Genomic DNA, 26,159 nt, shown 5'->3' on the forward strand with positions numbered 1-26,159 from the left:
TCGGCTGCCACTGCAACCCGCCGTTCCAGTGCCTGAGCATGGTGAACAACGGGAAGCCGCTGCTGAGGTCCTGATGAACCCGCTCGGTGCACCACACCTCATGGGGGCAGCCTTCACGCAGGCTCAGCAGACCGGTGCAGTGATCGATCTGGCTGTCCAGCAGCACCACGCCGGCGATGGCGCTGTCACGCAAGCGGCGCGCCGGTTGCAGTGGCGCAAAACCCTCGAGTTGCGCGCGGATGTCGGGTGAAGCATTGCACAGCACCCAGTCCACACCGTTGTCGCTCAGGGCAATCGAGGACTGCGTGCGACGCCGGGACCGCAGACTGCCATTGCGCACACCGGCGCACTGGCGGCAGTTGCAGTTCCACTGCGGGAAACCACCGCCAGCGGCGGAACCGAGAACGCGGATGTGCATGGGCAATGCTCCAGAAGGCAGGCCCGGCCAACGCAACGGCTGGCCGGGCGGACAATCAACGGTTGGCGAAATACATCGTCACTTCGAAGCCAATGCGCAGATCGGTAAACGCGGGTTTAGTCCACATGGGTCATTCCTCTTCTTGTGCCGGGCGATTCCGGTAGCACCATTAATGCACGGTGCGCCGGGCGCCCGAATGCTACTTTCGAAGGAGGTTTGGGGGTGCATTGGTAGGGGGTGCTGACACACAAAAACAATGTAGGAGTGAGCCTGCTCGCGATGAGGTCTGGACATTCAACGTTGATGTTGAATGTCGGACCGCTATCGCGAGCAGGCTCACTCCTACAGGGGGTTGTGGTGTTTTTGAAAGGGTTAGAAGAATCCGAGAGGATTAATGTCGTAGCTCACCAGCAGGTTCTTGGTCTGCTGATAATGGTCGAGCATCATCTTGTGGTTCTCCCGGCCGACGCCGGATTTCTTGTAGCCACCAAACGCCGCATGCGCCGGGTACAGGTGGTAGCAGTTGGTCCACACGCGACCGGCCTTGATCGCCCGGCCCATGCGGTAGGCGCGGTTGATGTCGCGGGTCCAGAGGCCGGCGCCGAGGCCGAACTCGCTATCGTTGGCGATGGCCAGCGCTTCGGCTTCATCCTTGAAAGTGGTGACGCCCACCACCGGGCCGAAGATCTCTTCCTGGAACACGCGCATTTTGTTGTGGCCCTTGAGCAGCGTCGGCTGGATGTAATAGCCGCTGGACAGGTCGCCTTCCAGGCGTTCGGCCGCGCCGCCGGTGAGCAGCTCGGCGCCCTCCTCCTGGGCGATGGTCAGGTACGAAAGAATCTTGTCGTACTGCTGTTCCGATGCCTGGGCGCCGACCATGGTTTCGGTGTCCAGCGGGTTGCCGCGCTTGATCTTGACGATCTTCTTCATGACTTCGGCCATGAAAGGCTCGTAGATCGACTCCTGCACCAATGCCCGGGACGGACAGGTGCACACTTCACCCTGGTTGAAGAACGCCAGCACCAGGCCTTCGGCGGCTTTTTCGATGAACGCAGGCTCGGCGTTCATGATGTCTTCGAAGAAGATGTTCGGCGACTTGCCGCCCAGTTCGACAGTGCTCGGAATGATGTTCTCGGCGGCGCAATGCATGATGTGCGCACCCACCGGGGTCGAGCCGGTGAAGGCGATCTTGGCGATGCGCTTGCTGGTGGCCAAAGCCTCGCCTGCTTCGCGACCGAAGCCCTGGACGATGTTCAGTACACCCGCCGGCAGCAAGTCGCCGATCAGTTCGGCGAAGACCATGATCGACAGCGGCGTTTGCTCGGCGGGCTTGAGCACGATGCAGTTACCGGCGGCGAGCGCCGGCGCGAGTTTCCAGGCGGCCATCAGCAGCGGGAAGTTCCACGGAATGATCTGCCCGACCACGCCCAGGGGTTCGTGGAAGTGATAGGCGGTGGTCAGCTCGTTGATCTCGGCGGCGCCGCCTTCCTGGGCGCGGATGCAGCCGGCGAAGTAACGGAAATGGTCGGCTGCCAGTGGCACGTCGGCGTTGAGGGTTTCACGCACCGCCTTGCCGTTGTCCCAGGTTTCGGTGACGGCGAGGATTTCCAGGTTCTGCTCGATGCGATCGGCGATTTTCAGCAACACCAGTGAGCGGTCCTGGGCCGAGGTCTTGCCCCAGGCCTCAGCGGCGGCATGGGCGGCGTCGAGGGCCTTGTCGATGTCGGCGGCGCTGGAGCGCGGGAATTCGGCGATCACTTCGCCGTTGACCGGCGAGGTGTTGGTGAAGTACTCGCCATTGACCGGCGCGACGAATTCGCCGCCGATGAAGTTGCCGTAGCGTGGCTTGAACGTCACGACGGCGCCAGGTGTTCCGGGTTGGGCGTAGATCATGGTGGGCCTCTGTCTGGGTCGATGCCTGTACAGGCGATGAACCGATACTAGAGAGCCCCGCGCGCCAGACGAATGCATCGTTGGCAGGAGGGGCTCTCGTTATTTGGTAGTAGGTTTCACACGATTCCTTGTGGGAGCGGGCTTGCCCGCGATAGCGGACTTGCAGTCGACATAAGTGTTGAATGTGCTGGCCTCATCGCGGGCAAGCCCGCTCCCACAGGTTTGTGTTGAACAAAGGATCAGTGCTTGGCCACCAGGTCTTTTGGCAGCTTGAAGGTCCAGAGCATCCCGCCCTGGTTGAAGTCCTTCACCCGCTTGGCCACTTCGCCGCCCCACAGCGGCACGGCGCCGCCCCAGCCGGAGAGCACCGAGACGTACTGTTCGCCGTCCATTTCCCAGGTCACGGGTGAGCCGAGCACGCCGGAGCCGGTCTGGAATTCCCAGACTTTCTCGCCGGTCTTCGCGTTGAATGCCTGCAGGAAACCCTCCGGCGTGCCGGTGAACACCAGGTTGCCCTTGGTGGTCAGCACACCGCCCCACAGCGGCGCGAAGTTCTTGTGGCGCCAGACTTCCTTGCCGGTTTTCGGATCGATTGCCCGCAATACGCCGATGTAGTCTTCATTCAAGGGTTTGATGGTGAAGCCGGCGCCGAGGAATGCCGCGCCTTTCTTGTAGGCGATGCCTTCGTTCCAGATATCCATGCCCCATTCGTTGGACGGCACGTAGAACAACCCGGTGTCGCGGTTGTAGGCCATCGGCATCCAGTTTTTCGCGCCGAGGAATGCCGGTGCTACGAACACCGAGCTGCCTTTGGCTTCGGTACCCGGTGCGCCCGGCCGGCTGGCTTCGTTGTAGATCGGCCGGCCGGTTTTATCCAGGCCGGTGGCCCAGGTGATCTTGTCCACGAACGGAAAACCACGGATGAATTTGCCGTTGGTGCGATCGAGCACGTAGAAGAAACCGTTACGGTCAGCGGTGGCCGCCGCCTTGATTTCCTTGCCGCCCTCGGTGTAGTTGAACGACACCAGTTCGTTGACGCCGTCATAGTCCCAACCGTCGTGGGGCGTGCTCTGGAAGTGCCACTTGATGGTGCCGTCGTCCGGGTTGAGCGCCAGGCGCGACGACGAGTAGAGGTTGTCGCCAGGGCGCAGGTGCGAGTTCCAGGGTGCCGGGTTGCCGGTGCCAAACAGCAGCAGGTTGGTTTCCGGATCGTAATAACCACCGAGCCACGGTGCCGCGCCGCCGGTCTTCCACAGGTCGCCCGGCCAGCTCTTGCCTGCCTCGCCACCGGAAATGCCGTTTTCCACGGCTTTGCCGTCCTTGTAGACGTAACCCATATGGCCTTCGACCGTCGGCCGGGACCATAGCAACGTACCGTTTTTCGGGTCGTAGGCTTCGATCTTGCCCACCACCCCGAACTCGCCACCGGCTACGCCGGTAATCAGCTTGCCGTTGATCACCAGCGGCGCGGCGCTGATCGAGTAGCCTTCCTTGTGGTCGGCGACTTTCTTGCTCCAGACCACCTTGCCGGTGTCTTTGTTGAGCGCCACGAGCTTGGCGTCGAGGGTGCCGAAGATCACCAGGTCGCCGTACAGCGCGACACCACGGTTGATCACGTCGCAGCAGGGACGAATGTCATCCGGCAGGCGCGCGTCATATTGCCAGAGTTTCTTGCCGGTGCGTGCATCCACGGCGAATACCCGTGAATAGGAACCGGTCATGTACATCACACCGTCCTTGACCATCGGCTGCGCTTGCTGGCCGCGCTGCTTTTCCCCGCCGAAGGAGAATGCCCACGCCGGTCGCAGGTCCTTGACGTTGTCGACGTTGAGAATGTTCAGCGGGCTGTAGCGCTGTCCCTGCACACCCAAACCGTTGGTGACGATCTGTTCGGGGTTTTTCGGGTCCTGGAGAATGTCCTGGTCGGAAACCCCGGCCAATGCCTGACCGGACAACAGCATGGCACTGAGCAACAGGCTCAAGACGAAGGGCTGGCGACGTGCGGGTTGAGTCATGACGGCTTCCTCTGCAGTTTTTGTTATTTCCGGGAAATTTTCCCGGTGTGGTGCAGATTCTTGGGCGCCGCCGCCCGGACAACAATTGCCCGCAATGTGGAGATTTCTAGTTCCTTGGTACAGGTTCGGTAGTGATGGACAACACTGCCCCCTGTGGGAGCGGGCTTGCCCGCGATGGCGGCTGCACATTCAACACATTTGTCGACTGATAGTTCGCTATCGCGGGCAAGCCCGCTCCCACAGGGTATCGGTATGTTTCAATGAATGGCGCCAGTGTCGACACGCGTCATCTGCGCACGCTCATACCGCGGGTACAAATGACTGACGCTGCGAATCAGCTCATAGCGGCTCAGGCTGACCCCGGCGAATCGTTCGGGAATGGGGCTGCGGATCATCTCGGCCATGTCGTTGCCATGGGCCGCGCCCTCGCGCATCAGTTGATCGAGCCAGCCCAGGTAATCGCGCATCTGCACGAAGGGTTGCGGATCGCTGGCGACCGGTCCGTGGCCAGGCACGATCTGCCTCCAGGGCAACCCCTGCAAGGTCGCGATATCGGCCAGCCACACCGAGAGCCCCGGACTGTTGGGCGTGGTCAGTGCTCGCTGATAAAACACCAGGTCCCCGGCAAACAGCACGCCGGTTCGCTGGTCGAGAATAGCCAGATCCGCGCCCGTATGCCCACCCAGGCTCAGCAAGCGCAAATCGTGGTTCCCAAAACTTTCCACACCGGGCGTCAGCGTCCGGGTCGGCAACAGCACTTCGGTGCCGCGCATCCAGTCGCCCACCAGCCGATACATGTTCTCGGCCATGGCATCGCCCTGCTTTTGCAAGAGCTCGCTGGTGCCGGCCAAGGCGCCAATCGGCACGTCGGCAAACGCCTGGTTGCCCAGCACATGGTCGGGGTGATGATGGGTCAACAGGACCTGGATCACCGGCTTGTCGGTGGTCGCCGCAATGGCCCGGCGCATGGCCTCGCCATAACGTTTGGACGGTCCGGTATCGATCACCACCACGCCACGCTCGGTGACGATGAACGCCGTGTTGACGATGTTACCGCCATTGTCCTTGGCGAAATTGTCGGTGCTGCCTTCCAGCAACCAGGTGTCTTCGGCGATCTGCCGGGGCTTGAGCGAATAGTCGAGATCGGCCATGGCTGGCAGGCCCAGGCCGATGAACAACAGCAGCATCCAGCGCATGACAGGCTCCTTGCATTCAGGGGATCGACGCATCGAATTGATTGCCGCTGTTATCGCGCAGCAACAGGCGCGTCTGCCCTGCCCCTTCGAGATCAAAGGCCAGGCTGGGGTTTTCGCTGACGGCGGGGAACAGTTCGAGGCGCGCCAGCAATTGATCGCGCTGATCGCGCAGCTCGGCATGGTTGAGGAAAAATTCCGGGATGCCACTGACCATGCCGTTGTCCATCGGATGCGCCACCTGCAAGCGCAGACGATTGAAGTCCTGGCGCGGATAGCGACCGCCCAGTACTTCGCCGATGTGCTCTTCCCAACCCTGTTGAGTACGTACCACGCTCGGCGCAGTGCACCCGCCACCCGCCGCATCGATCAGGGTCGAACCGACATGCCACACGCCGTCACGGGTCAGCACCGCCGCGCGCAAGGGCGTGGCCTGTTCGACACGGATGCGGATCGACAGCCACGGCAACACACCGGCCAGCGGTTCGAAATCGACGATTTTCGGCAAGGGATTGAGTTCCGCCCAGGCGAGGATTTTCACCACCTCGCCCTTGAATGCCCGGGCGTCGATTTCAATCGGCACCTGTCGGGCATCTTCGGCGAACGGCGGCGCCAGCAGCTTGACCCGCTCGTCGAACACGAAGGGTGCATCGCCGAGCATTTGCTTGTGATAGAAGCCCCACATCACCGACGGCACCGGGTCTTTGCCGGGATCGACAGCGGCAGCATTGGCCGCCAGGCTCAAACAGCAGGCCAACAGACAACTCCTTTGCCAATTCATCGCCTGCTCCTATTGGTACATTTCGGGCACGTCGTAGCGCAGGCCGTAATGGCCGTAGATGGTGTTCACCGAGCCCTCGCGGATCAGGCTTTCCAGCGCCTCCTCCACGGCATAGGCCAGTTGCCGGTTGCTTTCGTGCACCGCCATGCCGATCTCCCAGAGCTGCTTGCCCATGTTCGGATACGCATTCTCTGCCAGGGCGAGTTGCGGGTCGGCGGCTTCATGCACTTGCCAGTCGATCTCGCCGCGCATCGCCATGACCGCGTCAACCTCGCCGGCCTTCATCGCGGCAAACGCCTGGGGCACACCCGGATAGTGGCGGGTCTTGCCGGCGAGCATGCCGTTGAACACCGAGGTCAGGTAGAACGACGGCACGCTGTCAACCTCGACGCCGATCGGGTGCTGCTCGAACACCGCGACGCTGGCGACCTTGTCCAGTCGGCGCTGGTCGTAGGCGACTTGCCATTGCTCATTCTGGTAGGGGCCGAACATCACTACATGGCCGTTTTCCATCTCGCCGAACTCGTTGCGTTTCTGTGCGTAATCCTTGTCGTAAGGCACCCGCATCATCAGGTCGGCCAGTTGCTGATTGTGCAGTGGGCTGGCACGCCAGATGTAATCGCGCAGGTCGTCGTCGAGCTTCTCACCAGCGGGTGCCCAGATCAGCGTCAGGCGCACGCCCAGTGCCTTGGCCAACGCCTGGGCCAGTTCCACGTCAACGCCTCGGGGCTGCCCGGCCTGCTCGAAACTGTAGGGAGCGAAGTCCTTGTAGACCGCCACCTTCAACTCCCCGGCTGCGATCATTTCGTCATAGTTGCGAACCTGCGCCTGCACCGACTGGCAGCACAGCCACACAGCACTGATCAACACCGCGAGCAGGCGCATGGGTCACTCCTCGACGTGGACGCTGTCCAGGTAGGTGCGCACCGCCCACAAGGCTTCCTGACTCAGGTAGTCGGCCATCTTCGGCATGTACACCCGGCCGTCACGCACCGCGCCATTGCGCACTCGCTCCACGAACCATTCATCACCCGACTCACCGACATCGAGCATGCGCAAATCCGGGGCGATACCACCGGACTTGGCTTCCAGGCCATGGCAGGCCGCGCAGTTCTGGTTGTAGGCCGACGCGCCGATCTCCACCGCTTTGTCGTGCTCCGGGGCGGTGCGATAGGGGTTCACGGCGGCCCAGCCGTCGGCGTCGAGTTGCACGCCGACCTCCTTGATCGGGGTCAGGCCCTGGGTGGCGACGGCCTGCGGCACCACATTGCCGTGGGCCCAGGCGGAACCCGCACTGATAAGACCGGCCAACAGCCCGGTCACGAGCAAGGCGTTGCGTTTTGTTGTCATTGTTATGCCCTCAGGATTGCACGCAAAACCTCTTGGCAGAGGCTATGGCAGCCATCTTAGAAACCCCTGCGCTGCGGCCCCATGCTGCTTTGGTGGCCGGCGTCTAATCCCTTGGTAGTAAGGCCTTGGATGGACTGCCAAATCAGGTGGCCCATGGGAATTTTTCCCGGCAACGGCGGGACATTTTCCGTATCCGCCAGTCGCCTCGGCGCCCCACCCTGTGCAGGTCAAAACCTCCACTGGGAACTGCAACCATGACAATAAGATCGCTACCCGCCCTTTCCCCCCTGACCGTCGCCGTACAGGCATTTTTGCTGGTCGGCAGCCTGTCCCTGAGCGCTACCGCTCATGCCGAAACCGCACCGGCGACCCGTAATGTGAGCTGGGAAGACATCGCCAACGATCACCTGACCACCAAGGATGTGCTGCAATACGGCATGGGCACCAATGCCCAGCGCTGGAGCCCTTTGGCCCAGGTCAACGACAAGAACGTGTTCAAGTTGACCCCGGCCTGGTCCTATTCGTTTGGCGACGAGAAACAGCGCGGCCAGGAATCCCAGGCGATCGTCAGCGACGGCGTGGTCTACGTCACCGGGTCGTATTCGCGGGTATTCGCCCTGGATGCCAAGACCGGCAAACGCCTGTGGACCTACAACCATCGCCTGCCGGACAACATTCGCCCGTGCTGCGACGTGGTCAACCGTGGCGCGGCGATCTTCGGCGACAAGATCTACTTCGGCACCCTCGATGCGCGGCTGATCGCCCTGGACAAGAACACCGGCAAAGTGCTGTGGAACAAGAAGTTTGGCGACCACGCCGCCGGCTACACCATGACCGGCGCCCCCGTGCTGATCAAGGACAAGACCAGCGGCAAGGTGCTGCTGATCCATGGCAGTTCCGGCGATGAATTCGGCGTGGTCGGCCAGCTCTACGCCCGCGATCCGGACACCGGCGACGAAGTCTGGATGCGGCCTTTCGTCGAAGGCCACATGGGGCGCCTGAATGGCAAGGACAGTACGCCGACCGGCGACGTCAAGGCGCCGTCGTGGCCGAACGATCCGACCACTGAAACCGGCAAGGTCGAGGCCTGGAGCCATGGCGGCGGCGCGCCTTGGCAGAGCGCCAGCTTCGATGCCGAAAGCAACACCATCATCGTCGGCGCCGGCAACCCGGGCCCGTGGAACACCTGGGCGCGCACCTCCAAGGACGGCAACCCGCACGACTACGACAGCCTCTACACCTCAGGCCAGGTCGGCGTCGACCCGAGCACCGGCGAGGTGAAATGGTTCTACCAGCACACGCCGAACGATGCCTGGGACTTCTCCGGCAACAACGAGCTGGTGCTGTTCGATTACAAGGACAAGGACGGCAAGACGGTCAAGGCCACCGGCCACGCCGACCGCAACGGTTTCTTCTATGTGGTCGACCGCAACAACGGCAAATTGCAGAACGCCTTCCCCTTTGTCGACAACATCACCTGGGCCAGCCACATCGACCTCAAGACCGGCCGCCCGGTGGAGAACGAAGGCCAGCGTCCGGCCAAGCCGTTGCCGGGGGAAACCAAGGGCAAGCCGGTGGAAGTCTCGCCGCCGTTCCTCGGCGGCAAGAACTGGAACCCCATGGCCTTCAGCCAGGACACCGGGCTGTTCTACATTCCGGGCAATCAGTGGAAAGAGGAGTACTGGACCGAGGAGGTCAACTACAAGAAAGGCTCGGCGTACCTGGGCATGGGTTTCCGCATCAAGCGCATGTACGACGATCACGTCGGCACCCTGCGGGCGATGAACCCGACCACCGGCAAGGTGGTCTGGGAGCACAAGGAACACCTGCCGTTGTGGGCCGGCGTGCTGGCGACCAAGGGCAACCTGGTATTCACCGGAACCGGCGACGGTTTCTTCAAGGCCTTCGATGCGAAGACCGGCAAGGAGCTGTGGAAATTCCAGACCGGCAGCGGCATCGTCTCGCCGCCGATCACCTGGGAACAGGACGGCGAGCAATACATCGGCGTGACGGTCGGTTATGGCGGCGCGGTGCCGTTATGGGGTGGCGACATGGCGGAGCTGACCAAACCGGTGGCCCAGGGCGGATCGTTCTGGGTGTTCAAGATTCCGAGCTGGGATAACAAGCTGGCGAAGCAGTAAGGCAGTCCAATGGGCAAGCTCACTTCTACAGGATCACCGCAAACCCTGTGGGAGCGGGCTTGCCCGCGAAGGCGCACTCAACCACACCCGGGAATTCCACCATGAAATACCTGCCCCTGTTTCTTCTTCTGACCCTGCCGCTGGTCCACGCCGACGAAGGCGACGACACCCCACTGATCATCAACGGCTGCACCATCGCCGAACACAGCCAGTGCCCCGGCGCCAATCTCAAGGGCGCCAACCTGCGCAACCAGGACCTGCGCAACATGAACCTCAGCGGCGCCGACCTGCGCGAGGCCGACCTGCGCCACGCCCGCCTCGACCTGGCCAACCTGGAAAAAGCCCAACTGCAAGGCGCCAACCTGACCCGCGCCAGCCTGCAACAAAGCAATGCGCGCCTGGCTGATTTCACCGGCGCCACGCTGGTGGCGATCCAGGGCTGGGGGCTGTTCGCCCAGGGCGCGCAATTGGCCAACGCCGATCTCAGCGCCGCCTACCTGCAATTCGCCCGCCTCTCCGGAGCCAAACTGCACAACAGCAACCTACGCGCCGCCGACCTGGAAATGACCTGGCTGAGCAAGGCCGACCTCAAGGACGCCAACCTCAGCGACGCCAACCTGCAAGAGGCCAAGTTGGGCGAAAGCAACCTGGAACACGCCAACCTCAGCGGCTCGCGCCAGCACTATGCGAATTTTCAGGATGCGAACATGGAGGGATGCACGGGGTGCCCGACGACCTGGGAGAAATGAGCACTGGCCCTCTGTAGGAGCGAGCCTGCTCGCGATGAACCTGAGGGCGCCGCGGGGTGTCAGGTTTCCAACGTTATCGTTCACGACCATCGCGAGCAGGCTCGCTCCTACAGGGGGGCGGCGGTGTCTGTGTAGCGCGTCAACCGGCCTTGCGCACCACCCCCATATCAATCCCCAGATGCACCAGCTCGGCATGGGAGCTCACCTGCAACTTGCTCTTGAGCAATGTCAGGTGATTGGAGACCGTCTTGCTGCTGATGCTCAACTGCTCGGCAATCTGCCGCGCCGGGGTGCCTTTGGCGAGCATCACGAAAATCTCCAGCTCGCGCTGGGTCATGCTCTGCAAGCGCGGGTCGCTGGCATCCTGTTGCGCATGGCAGGCCAGTTGAGTGGCCAGCGGCTGTTCGATGTAGGCGTGGCCGGCGAGCACGCGGCGCACCGCCTCGATCAACACTTCCGGCGCCGAGCTTTTGGTCAGGTAGCCCGATGCCCCGGCCTCCAGTGCCTGGCGCACCAGGGGCAGTTCATCGTGCATGCTGAAAAACAGCACCCGCAGTTGCGGCAGGCGCTGGCGCAAACGCCGGGTGGTTTCCAGGCCACTGATGCCCGGCAAGCCGAAGTCCATGATCACCAGATGCGGCACACTCTCCTGGACCCGCAGCAACGCCTCCTCGCCCGTTGCCGCCTCGCATACTTGCATCGCCGGCAACAGCGCTCGCAACAGGCTGGCGTAGCCCTGGCGGACTACCGCATGGTCATCGACCAGCAGAATACTCATGAAACCTCCAAAGGCATGCTCAAGGCCAGCGCCCAACCGGCGCCGGGATGGCTGATGATGCGCAGATCACCGCCCAGGCTGCGGGCACGCTCGCGCATCGAATACAGCCCGACGCCGGGGCGCTGGGGTTGCGCGGCGCCGCGACCGTTATCGCGCACCAGCAGACGCAATCGTGCGCCGTGATGTTGCAGGCGTACCCGCACCTGACTGGCGTCGGCATGCCGGGCGATGTTGGTCAGGGCTTCCTGCAGCAAGCGGTACAGGTGGGTTTTGTCTGGCGCCGAGAGCGTCGGTAGCTGCGCAGTGAGCCGCAGCCGACAATCGATGCCCTGCCGGCCCTGCCATTGCTCCACCAGCAACGTGATGGCTTCAGCCAACGGCAGATGTTGCAGGACCACCGGATAGAGGTTGTGCACCAGTGCCCGAAAGCCTTGCTGCAGGTGTTCGCAGTTGTGCTCCAGTTCGCGCATCGTGCGCTCGACGGTCTGCGGTTGATCGGCCGCCAGGCGCAACAGGCACGCCTGGGCACGGATCCCGGCCAGGTACTGACCAAGATCGTCGTGCAGAGTCTGCGCCAGCTGCGTGCGTTCCTGTTCCTGCACCGCCAGCAACGCCTGGGTCAGCCGGGCGTTGTCGCTGCCGGCCTGTTCCAGCGCACCGGTCATGCGATTGAAATGCGTTGCCAGTTGCCGTGCCTCCGGCCCCCCTTCAGGGCGCAGGCGCACCTTGAGCTGCCCCGCGCACACCTGCTGCAACGCCCGCAGCAGCTCATCGAGCAAACCCATGCCCCGGCGCACGGCCCAGCGGATGGTCAGCAGACTGACCACCAGGGCCATCGCGCACAGGCTGAGCAGCTGTTGCAGGGAATCCCAGACTTCGTCGATTTCATCACGCGGATCGACGGCAATCTGCACCCGTCGGCCATCCGCCAAATCGAGGACTTTTGCAGCATGACGGGCTTCGGCGAACAACAGCCGTCCCAACCAGGCATCGAGCCCCTCCTGCACCGGTTGCAGCGGTTGTTCATCCGCCGCCAGCCAGTGCACGCGGACGTGGCGCAGGCCCTGGGTCAGCCGCGGTTGCAGGCTGACGGGGTCACGCTCGGCGGTTTCGCTCAGGTACTCGACCACCGCTTCGGCCGATTGCAGTTCACGCGCCACATCCTCCAGCGCCTGATGCACCAACAAGGCCATGCACGCCAGGGTGACCAGCACAAAAAAGCCGCAGACCCACAGATTGATCCGCCACAGGGCTGACATGCCTAGCGCCCCGGTGTCGCAGGCATGACCTGCAACGGCACGGGACGCGGGCCGTGGAGCCGGTCGACGCCGATCAGGGTAAGGATCAGCAGAAACGGCAGGAGCAGTGCCTTGACGATACGCATGGTCAATCCCCTCCAGAGCAGTGGCCGTTGTTGATCATGCTAAAACCGCGCCGCCCGGTGCGGGCTACTACCTTGGTACTGGCTGGTTGGTACTTTCTGCATATTTCCACGGCTGCATGGGCTTCCTATGCTGGCGCTACCTGTAATGGAGTGCCCCATGCGCCAGCTTGCCCCTTACGCCTTGATCTACCTGCTGGCGATTGTCTGCGCCGCGGGGCTGGTCACCCAAAGCCAGGCGGCGGATGCGCCGTTGCAGGTGCGCATCGGCTACCTGGGTTACCGCCCGGATCCCGGCCCGCTGCTGTCGAACGTCATCCCCGAACCAGGCGATGCCGGGCTACGCGGTGCCGAACTGGCGATCACCGACAGCAACAGCACCGGGCGCTTTCTCAATCACGCCTACAGCCTGGTCAGCGCCAGCGTCGACAGCCCCGAAGCCTTGCTCAACGCAGCAAAATCCCAGCACGAGCAAGGCCTGCGCCTGTTCGTGGTGAACGCACCTGCCAGCAGCCTGCGCCAACTCAGTGCAGCGCTGCCCGACAGCCTGTTATTCAACGCCGGCAGCCCCGACGACAGCCTGCGCAGCACCGACTGCCTGCCCAACGTGCTGCACAGCCTGCCAAGCCGGGCGATGCTCGCCGATGCGTTGGCGCAATTTCTGGTGCTGCGCAAATGGCAACGGGCGCTGCTGATTGTCGGCCCGACCCCGGACGATCAAGCCTATGCCGCAGCCCTGCGCCGCGCGGCCAAGCGCTTCGGCTTGCAACTGGTGGCGGAAAAACCCTGGAGCTTCGATAACGACCAACGACGCAGCGCCCAGGCCGACATGCCGCTGTTCACCCAGACCGCCGAATACGACGTGGTGCTGGTGGCCGATGAGCGCGGCGATTTCGGTGAGTACGTGCCCTACCAGACCTGGTACCCGCGCCCGGTCGCCGGTACCCAGGGCCTGACCCCGGTGGGTTGGCACAAGACCGTGGAAACCTACGGCGCCGCACAGTTGCAGAAGCGTTTCGAAGCCCTGGCCGGACGCTGGATGAATGACCGCGATTTCGCGGCGTGGATCGCCGTGCGCAGCATCGCCAGCGCCGTGAGCAAATCGCGGCAGACCGAGCCTATGGCGATCCGCGACCTGGAAATCAGCGACCAGTTGCCGCTGGACGGTTTCAAGGGACGCAAGCTCAGTTACCGCCCGTGGAACGGCCAGCTGCGCCAACCGATTCCGATCGTGCAGCCGCGGGCCCTGGTCAGCACCTCGCCCCAGGACGGCTTCCTGCACCCCTTCAACGAGATGGACAGCCTGGGTTACGACAAACCCGAGGTCAGCTGCCGCTTTCCCTGACTACAACAACTACAACAAGGAAACTGCCATGCGCCGCACTCTGCTTTCTTGGGCCCTGCTACTCGCCGCTGGCCACGCCGCCGCCAGCACCGCCTGGGTCTCCAACGAAAAGGACAACAGCCTGAGCCTGATCGACATGCAGACCCTGCAAGTCACCGACACCCTGACCGTCGGCCAGCGCCCCCGTGGCCTGCTGCTGTCCCATGACAACACGTTGCTGTACATCTGCGCCAGCGACTCGGACCGGGTGCAGGTGATGGACGTGGCCACCCGCAAGATCATCAAGGAACTGCCCTCGGGCAAGGATCCCGAGCAATTCGCCTTGCACCCCAACAACCGCTGGCTGTACGTCTCCAACGAAGACGATGCGCTGGTCACGGTGATCGACACCGAGACGTCCAAGGTGCTCGGGCAGATCAACGTCGGCGTCGAGCCCGAAGGCATGGCCGTCAGCCCCGATGGCAAGTGGGCGGTGAACACCAGCGAAACCACCAACATGCTGCACTGGATCGACACCAGCACCCAGACCCTGGCCGACAGCACGCTGGTGGATCAACGACCGCGCTTCGTCGAATTCAACAACGACGGTTCGCAGCTCTGGGCCTCGGCGGAAATCGGTGGCACGGTGACGATTCTCGACGTCGCCAACCGTCACATCCTCAAGACCCTGAACTTCCAGATCAAGGGCGTGCACCCGGATAAAGTGCAGCCGGTGGGCATCAAGCTCAGCGCCGACGGCAAGTACGCCTTCGTTGCCCTGGGCCCGGCCAACCACGTGGCGGTGATTGACGCCAAGACTTTCGAAATCCTCGATTACCTGCTGGTGGGCCGGCGTGTCTGGCAACTGGCGTTCACCCCGGACCAAAAGCAGTTGCTCGCCACCAACGGCGTCAGCGGCGATGTCTCGGTGATCGATGTCGATAACCTCAAGGTCAGCAAATCGGTGAAGGTCGGGCGTTATCCATGGGGCGTGGTGGTGACCCCATGAACGCCCTGGAAGTCAACGACCTGAGCTTTGCCTACGGGCCTCGGGAGGCCTTGCGCCAGGTGAACTTCAGCCTGGCACCCGGGCGTTTCGCCGCGCTGCTGGGGCCCAACGGCGCCGGCAAATCAACCCTGATCGCGCTGCTGACCCGACTGTATGATCTGCAGCACGGCGACATCCGGGTCGGCGGCTGTTCATTGCGCAGCGCCCCGCGCCCAGCGCTGAAACAGCTGGGTGTGGTGTTCCAGCAAAGCACCCTGGACCTGGACCTGAGCGTCGAGCAGAACCTGCGTTATCACGCCGCGCTGCATGGCTTGTCCCGTCGCCAGACCGGCTTGCGGGTCGATGCGGAACTGGCTCGCCAGGCCCTGGGCGAGCGCCGTGGCGAACGGGTGCGCGAACTCAACGGCGGCCATCGCCGACGGGTGGAAATCGCCCGCGCCCTGCTGCATGAACCGCGCCTGTTGCTGCTCGACGAAGCCAGCGCCGGCCTCGACCCGGCCAGCCGCCTGGCGCTCAACCAGCACATTCGCACGCTGTGCCACGAGCAGCGCATCAGCGTGCTCTGGACCACCCATTTGCTGGATGAGGTGCAGCCCGGCGATGACCTGTTCATCCTCCATCAGGGTCGTCTGGTCGCCAGCGGACAGGCCGACGCATTGAGCCTGGAACACGGTGGCGACCTGGGCTCAGCCTTCACTCGCCTGACCACAGGAGCTGCCCGATGAACGCTTACTGGCAATGTTTGCGCGGTATCGTGCTGCGCGAGTGGCTGCGTTTCGTGCTGCAACGCACGCGGTTTCTCAGCGCCCTGGTGCGGCCGTTGCTGTGGCTCCTGGTGTTCGCCGCAGGTTTTCGCGCCGCACTGGGTATCGCCATCATCGAACCCTACGACACCTACATTCCGTATGAGGTCTACATCATTCCGGGACTGGCCTGCATGATCCTGCTGTTCAACGGCATGCAGGGGTCACTGTCGATGGTCTACGACCGCGAGATGGGCAGCATGCGCGTGCTACTGACCAGCCCCCTGCCCCGGACCTTCCTGCTGTGCAGCAAGCTGCTGGCCACCGCGCTGATTTCATTGCTGCAGGTGTATGCCTTCCTGGCGATCGCCTGGCTCTACGGCGTGCGACCGCCCGCCGTGGGTTTGCTGATCGGCCTGCCGGCGCTGTTGCTGGTGGCGTTGATGCTCAGTGCACTGGGCCTGTTGCTGTCGAACGCGATCCGCCAGCTGGAGAACTTCGCCGGGGTGATGAACTTCGTGATTTTCCCGCTGTTTTTCCTGTCTTCGGCGCTGTATCCACTGTGGAAAATGCGCGAGGCCAGCGAGTGGCTGTACTGGTTGTGCGCGGTGAACCCGTTCTCTCATGCGGTTGAGCTGGTGCGCTTTGCGCTGTACGAGCGGTTCAATCCGCTGGCGCTGGTGGTGTGCGTGGGTCTGGCCCTGTTGTTCGCTCTGCTCGCCGTGCTCACCTTCAACCCGCAGCACGCCGCCCTGCGCAAATCCAGCTGACTGCACAATCCCCCCTGTGGGAGCGGGCTTGCCCGCGATGAGGCCCGCACATTCAATATCAATGGCAACCGACAGACCGCTATCGCGGGCAAGCCCGCTCCCACAGTGATCCTCATGGTGTGCAGGATTAGCGCAAGAGACAGGAAAAATTACTACTTTAGTACTGCTTTCACCTATCTATCGTCGCATTCCCAACGCAGCGCGACTGGCATGTAATGGGTTCATAACTATAAGGACCTACCCCATGCCGCGTGCCCGACGTCACCTGTTGCGTCCCACACTCGCTGCGTTGTCGCTGAGCCTGTGGCTGGGCGGTGCACACGCACAAACCCCGCTGTTTTCCGATGATGGTTACCGCATCGACCTGTACCGCAGCCCGACACCGACCCAGCTGCAAGGCGCAACCATCGTCGACACCCCGGCCCTGCAAACGCTGCTGGGGCGAAACCCGCGCCCGGTGCTGATCGACGTCTACCGCCGCCAATGGCTGCAAGGCCGCTTTATCGAAGACCAGCCCCACGAAAACCTGCCCGGCAGCCATTGGCTGGCGAACACCGGCGACGGTGAGCTGACGCCGCCATGGCAGGACTATTTCGCGGGCAATCTGAAAAAGCTGACCAGCGGCGACCCGACGCAACCGCTGGTCTTCTACTGCCGCTCCGACTGCTGGTTGAGCTGGAACGCGGTCAAACGCGCGGCCAGCCTGGGCTATAAGACTCTGTATTGGTATCGCGATGGCCTCGACGCCTGGCAAGCGGCCAGGCTGCCGGTCACGCCAGCCCTGCCCGAACCCTTTCCCTGAGCTTTACGCGTGCGTGTTGTTGCCACACCATAATCAAAATAATGAGGTGAAAGGCTATGTACAAAATTCTGATTGCCGACGATCACCCGCTGTTTCGCGAAGCCATCCACAACGTCATCAGCGATGGCTTTGCCGGTAGCGAGGTGATGGAAACCGCGGACCTGGACAGTGCCCTGGCCCTGACCCAGGAACACGATGACCTGGACCTGATCCTGCTCGACCTGAACATGCCCGGCATGCACGGGCTCAATGGCCTGATCAACCTGCGCAACGAAGCGCCGACCATTCCCGTGGTCATCGTCTCCGCCGAGCAGGACAAGCAGATCGTCCTGCAGGCCATCACCTACGGCGCGGTGGGTTTCATCACCAAATCCTCGCCCCGCGCGCAGATGACCGAGGCGATCCAGCAGATTCTCAACGGCAATGTCTACCTGCCCCCGGACATTATCCGTACGGCAAAAAGCAGCACGCACCGGCGGATGAACGATGCCCCGAGCTTCCCGCCCGAACTGCTCCAGGCCCTGACCCGCAAGCAATTGCAGGTCCTGGAGCGCATGACCAAGGGCGAATCGAACAAACAGATCGCCTACACCCTGGAAATCGCCGAAACCACGGTCAAGGCCCACGTCTCGGCGATCCTGCGCAAGCTCAACGTGCACAACCGGGTGCAGGCGATCCTGAGTGCCGGGGATATCGATTTCGGGTCTTATTTGCGCCGGTGAAACAGACAGTCCGCGTCGCTCCCATCGCTGGCAAGCCAGCTCCCACAGGGATGTGTGGTGCTCACAAATCCTTGTGGGAGCTGCGGTGCGACGATTCGACTTGCCAGCGATGAGGCCAGGAGCGGCACCCGAGAATTCAAGGCCTGGCGAGCAAATGGCTCATCGCCGTCTTCAGCTTCATCGGCCGCACCGGTTTGTGCATCAGGGTATGGCCCAGTTCGCGGATCTGCTGTTTGAGCTCATTGCTGTAATTGGCGGTGATCATCATGGCCGGGATCGCGCAAGCACGGCGGGCATTGATCCGCGCGACGGCATCGACGCCGTTCTGGTCATTGTCCAGGTGATAGTCGGCGATCAACAGGTCGGCACCGGCATGGTAGTTGTCCACCTGCCGCGCCAGGTCCTCTTCCGACAAGGCCGTCACCACGCGACACCCCCACCCTTCCAGCAAGGTGCGCATGCCAGCGCAAATGGTCGCATCGTTGTCCAGCACCCAGACCCGCGCGCCGCGCAGCCGTTCGAGCATCGGTTCACTCATCAGCAGGCTCGGCAATGGCTTGGGCGCGGTGGCGCTCATCGGCACTTCCACTGAAAACATCGAACCCTTGCCCGGCCAAGAACGCACGTCAATGCGGTGCCCGAGGATGCCGGCAATTTTCTCGACAATCGCCAGGCCCAGGCCCAACCCACGATCCTGATCGGGGCGCTGCACATCGCCGCGTTTGAACTCCTGGAAGATTTCTTCCAGGCGATTTTCCGCGATGCCCATCCCGCTGTCCCAGACCTGGATCGACAGGCTTTGGTGATGGCGCCGGCAACCCAGCACCACCCGACCGCTGTAGGTGTAGCGAATAGCGTTGCTCAACAGATTGCGCAGGATCCGCGCCAGCAACTGGATGTCGCTGCGCACCAGGGCCGAACAGGGGATGAAATGCAGTTGCAGGCCTTCACTGCGCGCCACCTGGGTGTATTCGGCGGCAAGGTTATCCAGCAGTTCGTTCAAGGCGAATGGCGCGATGTCGGCCTTGATCACCCCGGCATCGAGCTTGGAAATATCCACCAGGGTGCCCAGCAGGTTTTCCACGTCTTCCAGTGAGTTGCTGACGTTGCGCACCAGGTTCTCGTTGGCCATCGGCTCGCGCCGCTCCAGCAAGGCACTGGTGAACAACCGCGCGGCGTTCAGCGGTTGCAGCAGGTCGTGGCTGACGGCGGCGAGAAACTTGGTTTTCGACAGGTTGGCCTGTTCCGCTTCCAGCTTGGCCTCGCGCAAGCGCGACTCGACCCGACGACGCTCGTCGATTTCGCGCAGCAACTGGTCGTTGAGGGTGGTCAATTCGGCGGTGCGTTCGCGCACCCGCAGTTCGAGATTCTGATAAGCCTGGTGCAGCGCCTCGGCGGTACGGCGGCGTTCGGTGATGTCGCGGATCAACACGAAGATCCCCACCACCTCGCCGCTGGCCAGGCGATTGGGCACATAGGAGCGCAACATGTAGCGCTCCTGGTTGTTGACGTTGGTCTCGGCGAATTCGAAGGTCACGCTCTCCCCGGCCAACGCTCGCGCCACGTACGACTCCAGTCGCTGGTAATGCTGCTCGCTGTGCACTTCGCGCAGGCTCTGGCCGAGCATCACGCCGCGCGGCCAGCAGTACCATTCTTCGTAGACCTTGTTGGTGAACTCGTAGACCAGATCGGCATTGAGGTAGGCGATCAACGCCGGCACGTGGTCGGTGATCAGGCGGATCCAGCGCTCGCTTTCGCTCAGGGCTTCGGCGTGCTGGTAGCGTTCGGTGATGTCGGTGAAGGTGTTGACGAAGCCGCCGGTGGGCAACGGATGGGTGCGGATTTCCAGGACCCGGCCGTCGCACAGGCGCTGTTCGCACTCCTGCACCGGCCGCCCGTTTGCGCCACGGCTGGCCGGGGTCAGCAGGGTCAATTCGCTGTCGGCGATGACTTCGGCAAACGGGCGATGGGCCGCCACCGGCGCCAGGCCGCTGAGCTCGAGGAAGCGTCGGTTCCACAGTTCGAGAATGCCCTCGGCGTTGACCATGGCCACCCCTTGGGACAAGTTGTCGACCGCCCGTTGCAGCAAGTGCGATTTCTGCGCCACCGCCTGCTCGCGGCGCACGGTTTCGCTGAGTTTGACGTCGGTGATGTCGGTGAACAGGATCACCCGCCCACCCTCCTGGGTCGGCCGTTCGCTGACCTGCAGCCAGCGACCGTCCTGCAAGCGATACAGCAGGTTTTCGTCGGCATGCCCGCGAGGTTCTTCGGTAAACAGGCCGTTATTGAGCATCAGGCGCTTGACCTCGGTCAGGCGCATGCCGGCGTTGATCCGCACCCGGCTGTTGCTCCAGAACGCCTTGAAGCGGCTGTTGAACAAGACAATGCGCTGCTCGGCATCGAACAGCACGAAGGCATCGGAAATGCTTTCGATGGCATCGATCAGGTGTTGATGGGCCGTTTCGGCGCGCAGGCGGGCGTCGCTGAGCAGATGGTTGCCGGCCTTGAGTTCGGCCATGGCCTGGTTCAAGGCATCGGTGCGTTCACGCACCTGCTCGGCCAGTACCACCGAATGCTGGAAGGCGGCGTACGGATCGTTGCCGCGGGTGACGCCGGACTCGATTCGCTCGATCAGCGCCGCGTTGATGCGCTGCAGTTTCTGCTTATCGCGCTGCAGGACGGCGATTTGCGCCCGCAGTTCAGCGCCGTCCACGGGACCGGCCGCGGGCAATGGCAACGCCGGTGAAGGTCTGGTTGATGTGCATGCCATTGAACTGTTCTCCGTAGGTGTTGAACCCCATCACCCGCTGTTCGCGCAAAAAACTGCCGATCCGGTCCAGGCCGCCGTTGTCTTCCAGCTCCAGGCGCCTGAGGAAACAGTCACAACCAATGGTCAGCAACAGATCGCCGAGCCGTTGCTGCAAGCCGTCGAACAGGTTTTGCAGGTTCGGCAGCATCGGCCCTGGGGTCATGGCGGTGAGCACGATGCCGTTCTCCACCGCGCAATAAAAACTCAGGCTCAGGTCCGGATGAACCTGCTGGATGGCGCGCACGTAATACTGCTCGTTGATCTTCACCGCCAAGGGGTGCGCGGCGAAGATCCGGTGGTCGAGCTCGCTCACCGGCACGCCGATGTGCCGGGCGTACTCGGCGGCGGCTGGCTCGGCATTGAGTTCGAAGACCTGCCGCGAGACGCTGTCGGCGCCGGTCACCACCAGTTTTTCCGCCCGCGGCAGAATGTGGTGGGTGGTGAACACTTCGAAGTCCAGCCAGGTATTGACCAGCACCACCACCGCCGCGCCGCTGTGAAACCCGCCGTCGAAGTAGACATGGGTGTGGGTCAGGTAGTTGTCGTCACCGGCCGAGCCGCCAAAATGCGGAATGTCGCCCAATGCGGCACTCAAGGCGGCGAGGACCATTTCTTCGCGACTGGACAGGCCATCGAGCAACGTCAGGGCAAAGCTGTTGCCCTTGATGGGGGCCAGGGTGTTGCTGCGACAGCCGTTGACCAGGCGCTCGACCATCTGCTGCGCGTCGATCAGGCTGAAGTGCTCCATTTCGTCGATCAGTTCCAGGGCGATGGAAAAGTACCGATGATCAAAGCCCACCGCCGTCACGCAATTGCGCCCATAACCCTGGGCCGTGATTTCGCCGGCGCTGGTGCAGCCCGCCAGGCGTATGCCGCCGAAGCCTTGCTGCAACGCCTGGCCCAGCCCCGGCAAATCGTACTCGGCGGAACAGAAGAACAGCACGAAGCCCAGGTGCGGATGCAGCAACTGCCGCGCCAACTCCTGCGCCACCTGCTGCGGATCGGTGGCCTGGGACATCGCACTGACGATCCCTTCGTTCTGGACCTGCTCCATCGTCGCCCCCCGCAGGTGCGTGTGTGTGAGGCTCGAGTGTACGAAGCCTGCCAAGTGCTACGAATGCTACTTGGGTAGCAGGTAGCCGCTTCAATGGGAGTAGGAGCGAGCCTGCTCGCGATGGTGGGTCAGGTGGCACCTGTCTATCTGACACTCCATCGCGAGCAGGCTCGCTCCCACAGTGGGTCTGTGTGATGTCTATTGATTTGTCACCAGGTCAACACCGCCCCCACCGCAAAGGTATCGGTGTCTTCGTTCTGCGCACTGTTGTCATGGCCGTTGATTTCGAACTGGTTGTACTCGGCCACCAGCTTGAGATTGTCGTTCACGTCATGGAACAGCGCGATGCCGCGGGTCTCGTAGTCCGCGCCACTGCCGACCACGCCGTTGCCATCGTCGTTGGTCTTGCCGTAGGACAACGCCAGGCGGTTCTTGCCCAGTTTGTAGGAGCCCTGCAGCAGGTAGCCGTCGCTGTCGACGTTGCGCAGAGTCGGTTCGCCCGCGTTGTTGGTGAAAAACGGATTGATGCCCTTGGCCTGGAAGCCCGACCCGGTCAGGGACAAGCCACCCATTTTCGCCTGCACGCCATAACCGACGCCTTTGGAGGTGACGGTGTCGACGGTGGAATCGGTGTTGTCCGAGGTCTGGTAGCTGCCGTTGACCCAGCTGTAGATCTGCGCCCCGGCGAGGTCGAACTGGTAGGTGATCTCGCTCTCGGTGCGCGGGTTTTCCTGGTAGGCCTTGCCGGTCGGGCTGCTGTCATTGGTGTCCACCGGGTCCATGATGCCCACCGCCACACGCAAGCCGTCCATCACCGGTGTGCGGTAGGTAATCTGCGAGGTCGGGAACGGATAGGGATAACCGGTGCCGATGTTGCCGAACGACACCCCGCCGCCATCCACCAATCCAAGGGTATCGCTGACCTGGCCGTAACCGGCGAGCATCTCGTCGAGCAGGATGTTGGAGCGGGCAAACAGGCCGAAGTCCTTGCCGATCAGCACTTCGCCCCATCCCGGGTTGGCCACGGTGCCGTAGAACTGCCGCACATCGATGGCGGTGTCGGTGCCGTTGGTTTCACTGTCGTTGATGGTCACCCAGAAGGAGGCGCGGGCACCGAGCTTGAGGTCGTCGACCTGCTTGCCCATGTTGAAGCCCAGATAGTTGGGCAAAAAGCCCATTTTCACCCGCGATTGACGGCGGTCGAACTGGTCGCCGGCACGGTCGACATCGCTGTTCACATAGAAGGCGTTGATGTAGCCGTCGGTGGAGAACGTGGTCTGGTCCTTGTCGTACAGCATGATCTCGGCTTGGGCCGTGGCGCTCATGCCGAAGGAAGACAGGCTGGCGATCAACGCCGGTAAAAAACGATGCGTGAAGTTCTTATTGTTGTGCATGGCGCGCTCCGCGACTGGGACGAGGTGTCGGAGGCGATTATCGAAAGCTGACGGGCGGCGCCATACGCTGCCTTGGGGGTGGTTTCGAGCTGCTTTGGAATGGCCGCAAGCGCGCGACAACTGTGGCGTAAGACCGCCTGTCGGCAGGGCTCACAACTTAGGGCGTAGGCCTGTACACCCGCCTGGCATCCACAGGAACCGGGGTCGTCCATAAATAAAACCGATACCCGCTTAATGAGTTCACAGACGACGCTCGGGAAGCGCTTGGTTAAGGTCGATGCCACTACTCCCTGTAGCCGCACATACTAATAAAACAAGGGTTTGAACATGACCACGCGCCTCGATGCATCCGGTTTTTCCCGCCGTTCGCTGCTCAAGACAAGCTCCATTGTGCTGACCGCCAGCGCCGCGCTGGGCCTGCCGATCCTCAGCCAGGCCGCCGCACGCCATAGTCAGCAAGGCGCAGAACACTCATCAGGCATGGCCATGGATGCCCAGCTACTGAGTCTGTTTTCACAACCCAAGATCGACTGCCACCACCATGTGATCGACCCCGTCCAATACCCCTATCCCGCTGAATCCACTTACCAACCGGCAGGGCCTGAGGTCGGCCCTGCGGCGTATTACGAGCAAGTCATGCAAGCCTATGGCATTCGCCATTCAGTGATCGTGCAGCCGACCTCCGCTTATGGTTTCGACAACAGTTGCCTGCTGGACACGCTGGCTCGCAACAAGGGCCGCCACAAAGGTGTGGTCGTGGTGCCGAACGACGTTTCCAGCGAAACGCTCGCGCAATACAAGGCACAGGGCGTGGTCGGCGTCGCGCTCAATGCTGCGCTGCTGGGTCCCGAGCGCTTTGCGAAGGCCGACTCACTGATGGAGCGCCTGGCCGAGCTGGACCTGTTTGCCCAGGTCCAGGTCAAAGACGACCAGTTGCTTGCGCTGCTGCCGTTACTGCAGCGCACGCGCGCCCGTGTGCTCATCGACCACTCCGGCCGGCCCGACGCCAGTGCCGGTTTGCAGCAGCCGGCCTTCCAGGCACTGCTGTCCCTGGCCGGCAACGGACGCACCTTCGTCAAGCTTTCCGGGCTGTCGCAATACTCCAAAATGAGCTACCCCTACACCGATGCCCAGCCCTACCAGCTGGCATTGCTGCAGGCCTTCACTGCCGAAAATTGCATGTGGGGCACTGACTGGCCGTTCTTGCGCGCGCGTCAACACATGGAGTTGGGCACCGTCCTGACAACCTTCGGCGAGATGTTCCCGAGTGCCAGTGACCGCCACCAGATACTGTGGGAAACCCCAAGACGCCTGTTCGGGTTCACCGCCTGATGTAAAAAGCCCGGATACTTCAGCCTGGCAGGCTAAAGAGGTGACCAACAAGCCCTGCCAGGCAGTGGCTACGCTGATATCATTCGAGAACTTACAAGCCGGGTGGAAAAACATGAACCGTCAGAAAAAACTGCAGCAGCTGTTCAAGGAGAAGGCCAAAAAGGCCAGCGCCAAACTGGCTCCGAAAAAGCCTAAGTACATTTGTAAGGCGGACCGATTGAAACTGGCTGCCGAAGCCAGTCAGGACTCGATCATTTCCTCAGAGAGTTGATCTACGAATCTTCTCATTGGCCGCCGGTTCAATTTATCGAAGCGGCGCTAGCGCGTAGAGGCCTCTCAAACGCTGCGCCAGCAGGCAGGTAAAGGCCAGTACCGGGATCAGTGCACAGCCGGCCGCCAGCCATAGCAGAGCGCCAAACCCCTGGCCGACCAGTTGCCCGGCCACGGCCGGGCCAGCCATGGAGCTCAAGGCAAAGGCTCCGGGAATCAACATGATCGAGCGACCGCTGCTGTCCAGGCGAGCAATCGCCGCGGTCTGGTAGACACAGCCCCAGGTGAACCCCACCTCCCAGATCCAGGCACCGGCGGCATACATCAGGAAGCCCTCGGCGTTGCCCAGTAACATCAGCCCCGTTCCCAGTACCGCCAGGACGATGACATGGGGCAAGCGTACGCCCAGTCTGTCGCCCACCACGGCCAGGACAAGCGCAGCTGCGCCGCCCAGTAACTTCAACACAGCGAAGACGATACCCAGTTCCGTTGGCTGCAGCGCCAGGCCATGGCCCAAACGTTCAAGGAACGCCCAAAGGCCGATTTGCCCCACGCCGAACAGGAAGAAAAAGGCCAGTGCGGCATAAGCCGCAGGCGGCAATCGAAAGCATGAGAGCAACGATCCACCGCGCAGTTGCTCTCTTGCTCCAATAAAGTCCTGGCGCTTTGGCAATACCAATGCGCTGAGGCTCAACAACAGGATGATCGCGGCCAGCATCAAGGCCGCGCCGGCGTAGTGGAAATACGCAATCACCAGCGATGGCAAGGCGAAAAGCACGGCAGCCACCACCCCGAGCTCGATGCCCAGACGCATACCCAAGGCGCGTTCCTTGTTGGCCATTTCGCCCATGATGCGCATGCCGAGGCAGGTCATCAGCGCGGCAAAAAAACCGATCACGGCCCACACCGGCAACTGCGCCGCAGCCGGTAGCCATGACGACATCCAGTACGCCGCCGCAGCCCCGACCGCACAGCCCAGGGTCAACCAGCGCCAGTTCAAGCGGTCAATCAGCATCACGGCCACCAGCGTGCCGAGCAGGTAGCCGGCAAAACACACCGATCCCAGCAGGCCGATCTGTTGGACACTGAACCCAAGGCTGTCGACCATCGAACCGAGCAGGATAGGCAAGGTATTGAATGGCAAACCACCAATCGTCGAGGCAAAGCTGGCGGCCAGCATGATCGCCAGTGTTTTACGGCCACTCATGTTCATTTTGCGTTCCTGCCCGGG

25 protein-coding genes and 1 pseudogene are annotated in these 26,159 nt (G+C 62.4%); 10 read left to right on the forward strand and 16 right to left on the reverse strand.

The window, feature by feature from the left end; translation table 11 throughout:
• The 8 genes from PMI35_RS24890 to pedF form a co-directional block, all read right to left on the reverse strand.
• Nucleotides 1-418, reverse strand: a 418-nt coding sequence (locus tag PMI35_RS24890) for an MBL fold metallo-hydrolase (RefSeq protein WP_008056524.1), incomplete at its 3' end; no start/stop codon positions are given.
• A gap of 55 nt (nucleotides 419-473) precedes the next feature.
• Nucleotides 474-545, reverse strand: coding sequence for a pyrroloquinoline quinone precursor peptide PqqA (pqqA, locus tag PMI35_RS33695; protein ID WP_003253598.1), 72 nt, complete (start codon nucleotides 543-545; stop codon nucleotides 474-476).
• A 245-nt stretch (nucleotides 546-790) separates the two neighbouring features.
• Nucleotides 791-2,311: an acetaldehyde dehydrogenase ExaC gene (gene exaC / locus PMI35_RS24885; RefSeq protein WP_008056525.1), complete on the reverse strand. Its 1,521-nt coding sequence runs from the start codon at nucleotides 2,309-2,311 to the stop codon at nucleotides 791-793.
• Between the two features lie 239 nt (nucleotides 2,312-2,550).
• A complete protein-coding gene (locus tag PMI35_RS24880) occupies nucleotides 2,551-4,326 on the reverse strand; it encodes a PQQ-dependent methanol/ethanol family dehydrogenase (RefSeq protein ID WP_008056526.1) in 1,776 nt (591 codons plus the stop codon).
• A gap of 257 nt (nucleotides 4,327-4,583) precedes the next feature.
• Entirely contained in the window at nucleotides 4,584-5,522 is a 939-nt protein-coding gene (locus tag PMI35_RS24875; protein ID WP_008056527.1) for a quinoprotein relay system zinc metallohydrolase 1, read from the reverse strand.
• A 16-nt stretch (nucleotides 5,523-5,538) separates the two neighbouring features.
• Nucleotides 5,539-6,300: a quinoprotein dehydrogenase-associated SoxYZ-like carrier gene (locus PMI35_RS24870; protein WP_008056528.1), complete on the reverse strand. Its 762-nt coding sequence runs from the start codon at nucleotides 6,298-6,300 to the stop codon at nucleotides 5,539-5,541.
• A 9-nt stretch (nucleotides 6,301-6,309) separates the two neighbouring features.
• Nucleotides 6,310-7,185, reverse strand: a complete 876-nt coding sequence (locus PMI35_RS24865) for a substrate-binding periplasmic protein (RefSeq protein ID WP_008056530.1) — start codon at nucleotides 7,183-7,185, stop codon at nucleotides 6,310-6,312.
• A gap of 3 nt (nucleotides 7,186-7,188) precedes the next feature.
• A complete protein-coding gene (pedF, locus tag PMI35_RS24860) occupies nucleotides 7,189-7,650 on the reverse strand; it encodes a cytochrome c-550 PedF (protein ID WP_008056531.1) in 462 nt (153 codons plus the stop codon).
• 254 nt (nucleotides 7,651-7,904) lie between these two features.
• Here pedF and exaA point away from each other — a divergent pair, with 254 nt between their 5' ends.
• Together exaA and PMI35_RS24850 are read left to right on the forward strand one after the other, a co-directional pair.
• Nucleotides 7,905-9,791, forward strand: coding sequence for a quinoprotein ethanol dehydrogenase (gene exaA / locus PMI35_RS24855; RefSeq protein WP_008056532.1), 1,887 nt, complete (start codon nucleotides 7,905-7,907; stop codon nucleotides 9,789-9,791).
• Between the two features lie 101 nt (nucleotides 9,792-9,892).
• Nucleotides 9,893-10,540 (forward strand): pentapeptide repeat-containing protein, encoded by a 648-nt coding sequence (locus tag PMI35_RS24850; protein WP_008056533.1) that lies wholly within the window; start codon nucleotides 9,893-9,895, stop codon nucleotides 10,538-10,540.
• A 12-nt stretch (nucleotides 10,541-10,552) separates the two neighbouring features.
• Here PMI35_RS24850 and PMI35_RS35210 read toward each other — a convergent pair.
• The 4 genes and pseudogenes from PMI35_RS35210 to PMI35_RS35635 form a co-directional block, all read right to left on the reverse strand.
• Nucleotides 10,553-10,630, reverse strand: a pseudogene (locus PMI35_RS35210) (outer membrane lipoprotein carrier protein LolA); the annotation flags it as partial.
• Between the two features lie 49 nt (nucleotides 10,631-10,679).
• Nucleotides 10,680-11,318, reverse strand: a complete 639-nt coding sequence (locus tag PMI35_RS24845; RefSeq protein ID WP_008056534.1) for a response regulator — start codon at nucleotides 11,316-11,318, stop codon at nucleotides 10,680-10,682.
• Nucleotides 11,315-12,577, reverse strand: coding sequence for a HAMP domain-containing sensor histidine kinase (locus PMI35_RS24840; RefSeq protein WP_008056535.1), 1,263 nt, complete (start codon nucleotides 12,575-12,577; stop codon nucleotides 11,315-11,317). The genes PMI35_RS24845 and PMI35_RS24840 overlap by 4 nt, the downstream gene beginning before the upstream one ends.
• Before the next feature lie 2 nt (nucleotides 12,578-12,579).
• The gene (locus tag PMI35_RS35635) at nucleotides 12,580-12,708 is read right to left on the reverse strand and encodes a hypothetical protein (protein ID WP_257230472.1); all 129 of its coding nucleotides are present in this window, start codon (nucleotides 12,706-12,708) and stop codon (nucleotides 12,580-12,582) included.
• 151 nt (nucleotides 12,709-12,859) lie between these two features.
• Between PMI35_RS35635 and PMI35_RS24835 the strand changes: the two genes are divergently transcribed.
• The 6 genes from PMI35_RS24835 (at nucleotide 12,860) to PMI35_RS24810 (ending at nucleotide 18,069) form a co-directional block, all read left to right on the forward strand.
• Nucleotides 12,860-14,044 (forward strand): ABC transporter substrate-binding protein, encoded by a 1,185-nt coding sequence (locus PMI35_RS24835; RefSeq protein ID WP_008056537.1) that lies wholly within the window; start codon nucleotides 12,860-12,862, stop codon nucleotides 14,042-14,044.
• 28 nt (nucleotides 14,045-14,072) lie between these two features.
• Complete coding sequence (locus tag PMI35_RS24830) at nucleotides 14,073-15,032, forward strand: YVTN family beta-propeller repeat protein (protein WP_008056538.1); 960 nt, start codon at nucleotides 14,073-14,075, stop codon at nucleotides 15,030-15,032.
• Nucleotides 15,029-15,757 (forward strand): ABC transporter ATP-binding protein, encoded by a 729-nt coding sequence (locus PMI35_RS24825; protein WP_008056539.1) that lies wholly within the window; start codon nucleotides 15,029-15,031, stop codon nucleotides 15,755-15,757. The genes PMI35_RS24830 and PMI35_RS24825 overlap by 4 nt, the downstream gene beginning before the upstream one ends.
• Nucleotides 15,754-16,545, forward strand: a complete 792-nt coding sequence (locus PMI35_RS24820) for an ABC transporter permease (RefSeq protein WP_008056540.1) — start codon at nucleotides 15,754-15,756, stop codon at nucleotides 16,543-16,545. The genes PMI35_RS24825 and PMI35_RS24820 overlap by 4 nt, the downstream gene beginning before the upstream one ends.
• A 244-nt stretch (nucleotides 16,546-16,789) precedes the next feature.
• Nucleotides 16,790-17,347 (forward strand): PQQ-dependent catabolism-associated CXXCW motif protein, encoded by a 558-nt coding sequence (locus tag PMI35_RS24815; RefSeq protein ID WP_008056541.1) that lies wholly within the window; start codon nucleotides 16,790-16,792, stop codon nucleotides 17,345-17,347.
• Between the two features lie 56 nt (nucleotides 17,348-17,403).
• The gene (locus tag PMI35_RS24810) at nucleotides 17,404-18,069 is read left to right on the forward strand and encodes a response regulator transcription factor (protein ID WP_008056546.1); all 666 of its coding nucleotides are present in this window, start codon (nucleotides 17,404-17,406) and stop codon (nucleotides 18,067-18,069) included.
• A gap of 136 nt (nucleotides 18,070-18,205) precedes the next feature.
• Here PMI35_RS24810 and nahK read toward each other — a convergent pair whose 3' ends face one another.
• The 3 genes from nahK to PMI35_RS24795 form a co-directional block, all read right to left on the reverse strand.
• A complete protein-coding gene (gene nahK, locus PMI35_RS24805; protein ID WP_443217048.1) occupies nucleotides 18,206-20,839 on the reverse strand; it encodes a hybrid sensor histidine kinase/response regulator NahK/ErcS' in 2,634 nt (877 codons plus the stop codon).
• Nucleotides 20,769-21,932, reverse strand: a complete 1,164-nt coding sequence (gene nosP / locus PMI35_RS24800; protein ID WP_008056548.1) for a nitric oxide-sensing protein NosP — start codon at nucleotides 21,930-21,932, stop codon at nucleotides 20,769-20,771. Before nosP ends, nahK begins: the two co-directional genes overlap by 71 nt.
• Before the next feature lie 209 nt (nucleotides 21,933-22,141).
• A complete protein-coding gene (locus tag PMI35_RS24795; RefSeq protein ID WP_008056549.1) occupies nucleotides 22,142-23,326 on the reverse strand; it encodes a porin in 1,185 nt (394 codons plus the stop codon).
• A 327-nt stretch (nucleotides 23,327-23,653) separates the two neighbouring features.
• Between PMI35_RS24795 and PMI35_RS24790 the strand changes: the two genes are divergently transcribed.
• Together PMI35_RS24790 and PMI35_RS33700 are read left to right on the forward strand one after the other, a co-directional pair.
• Nucleotides 23,654-24,658 carry an amidohydrolase family protein gene (locus PMI35_RS24790; protein WP_008056550.1) on the forward strand — a complete coding sequence of 335 codons (1,005 nt, stop codon included), beginning with the start codon at nucleotides 23,654-23,656 and terminating at the stop codon, nucleotides 24,656-24,658.
• A 112-nt stretch (nucleotides 24,659-24,770) separates the two neighbouring features.
• Nucleotides 24,771-24,929 (forward strand): DUF2986 domain-containing protein, encoded by a 159-nt coding sequence (locus PMI35_RS33700; protein ID WP_008056551.1) that lies wholly within the window; start codon nucleotides 24,771-24,773, stop codon nucleotides 24,927-24,929.
• A 33-nt stretch (nucleotides 24,930-24,962) separates the two neighbouring features.
• Here PMI35_RS33700 and PMI35_RS24785 read toward each other — a convergent pair whose 3' ends face one another.
• Entirely contained in the window at nucleotides 24,963-26,141 is a 1,179-nt protein-coding gene (locus tag PMI35_RS24785) for an MFS transporter (protein WP_008056552.1), read from the reverse strand.
• Nucleotides 26,142-26,159 lie beyond the last annotated feature (18 nt).

It is taken from the genome of Pseudomonas sp. GM78 (genome assembly GCF_000282475.1).
Taxonomy (GTDB): domain Bacteria; phylum Pseudomonadota; class Gammaproteobacteria; order Pseudomonadales; family Pseudomonadaceae; genus Aquipseudomonas.

What these genes read in the sequence shown, in the direction of transcription:
- exaC (WP_008056525.1), bottom strand. Translation starts at nt 2,311, where the DNA reads ATGATCTACGCCCAACCCGGAACACCTGGCGCCGTCGTGACGTTCAAG.
- PMI35_RS24880 (WP_008056526.1), bottom strand. Translation starts at nt 4,326, where the DNA reads ATGACTCAACCCGCACGTCGCCAGCCCTTCGTCTTGAGCCTGTTGCTC.
- PMI35_RS24875 (WP_008056527.1), bottom strand. Translation starts at nt 5,522, where the DNA reads ATGCGCTGGATGCTGCTGTTGTTCATCGGCCTGGGCCTGCCAGCCATG.
- PMI35_RS24870 (WP_008056528.1), bottom strand. Translation starts at nt 6,300, where the DNA reads ATGAATTGGCAAAGGAGTTGTCTGTTGGCCTGCTGTTTGAGCCTGGCG.
- PMI35_RS24865 (WP_008056530.1), bottom strand. Translation starts at nt 7,185, where the DNA reads ATGCGCCTGCTCGCGGTGTTGATCAGTGCTGTGTGGCTGTGCTGCCAG.
- pedF (WP_008056531.1), bottom strand. Translation starts at nt 7,650, where the DNA reads ATGACAACAAAACGCAACGCCTTGCTCGTGACCGGGCTGTTGGCCGGT.
- exaA (WP_008056532.1), top strand. Translation starts at nt 7,905, where the DNA reads ATGACAATAAGATCGCTACCCGCCCTTTCCCCCCTGACCGTCGCCGTA.
- PMI35_RS24850 (WP_008056533.1), top strand. Translation starts at nt 9,893, where the DNA reads ATGAAATACCTGCCCCTGTTTCTTCTTCTGACCCTGCCGCTGGTCCAC.
- PMI35_RS24845 (WP_008056534.1), bottom strand. Translation starts at nt 11,318, where the DNA reads ATGAGTATTCTGCTGGTCGATGACCATGCGGTAGTCCGCCAGGGCTAC.
- PMI35_RS24840 (WP_008056535.1), bottom strand. Translation starts at nt 12,577, where the DNA reads ATGTCAGCCCTGTGGCGGATCAATCTGTGGGTCTGCGGCTTTTTTGTG.
- PMI35_RS24835 (WP_008056537.1), top strand. Translation starts at nt 12,860, where the DNA reads ATGCGCCAGCTTGCCCCTTACGCCTTGATCTACCTGCTGGCGATTGTC.
- PMI35_RS24830 (WP_008056538.1), top strand. Translation starts at nt 14,073, where the DNA reads ATGCGCCGCACTCTGCTTTCTTGGGCCCTGCTACTCGCCGCTGGCCAC.
- PMI35_RS24825 (WP_008056539.1), top strand. Translation starts at nt 15,029, where the DNA reads ATGAACGCCCTGGAAGTCAACGACCTGAGCTTTGCCTACGGGCCTCGG.
- PMI35_RS24820 (WP_008056540.1), top strand. Translation starts at nt 15,754, where the DNA reads ATGAACGCTTACTGGCAATGTTTGCGCGGTATCGTGCTGCGCGAGTGG.
- PMI35_RS24815 (WP_008056541.1), top strand. Translation starts at nt 16,790, where the DNA reads ATGCCGCGTGCCCGACGTCACCTGTTGCGTCCCACACTCGCTGCGTTG.
- PMI35_RS24810 (WP_008056546.1), top strand. Translation starts at nt 17,404, where the DNA reads ATGTACAAAATTCTGATTGCCGACGATCACCCGCTGTTTCGCGAAGCC.
- nahK (WP_443217048.1), bottom strand. Translation starts at nt 20,839, where the DNA reads ATGGCATGCACATCAACCAGACCTTCACCGGCGTTGCCATTGCCCGCG.
- nosP (WP_008056548.1), bottom strand. Translation starts at nt 21,932, where the DNA reads ATGGAGCAGGTCCAGAACGAAGGGATCGTCAGTGCGATGTCCCAGGCC.
- PMI35_RS24795 (WP_008056549.1), bottom strand. Translation starts at nt 23,326, where the DNA reads ATGCACAACAATAAGAACTTCACGCATCGTTTTTTACCGGCGTTGATC.
- PMI35_RS24790 (WP_008056550.1), top strand. Translation starts at nt 23,654, where the DNA reads ATGACCACGCGCCTCGATGCATCCGGTTTTTCCCGCCGTTCGCTGCTC.
- PMI35_RS33700 (WP_008056551.1), top strand. Translation starts at nt 24,771, where the DNA reads ATGAACCGTCAGAAAAAACTGCAGCAGCTGTTCAAGGAGAAGGCCAAA.
- PMI35_RS24785 (WP_008056552.1), bottom strand. Translation starts at nt 26,141, where the DNA reads ATGAACATGAGTGGCCGTAAAACACTGGCGATCATGCTGGCCGCCAGC.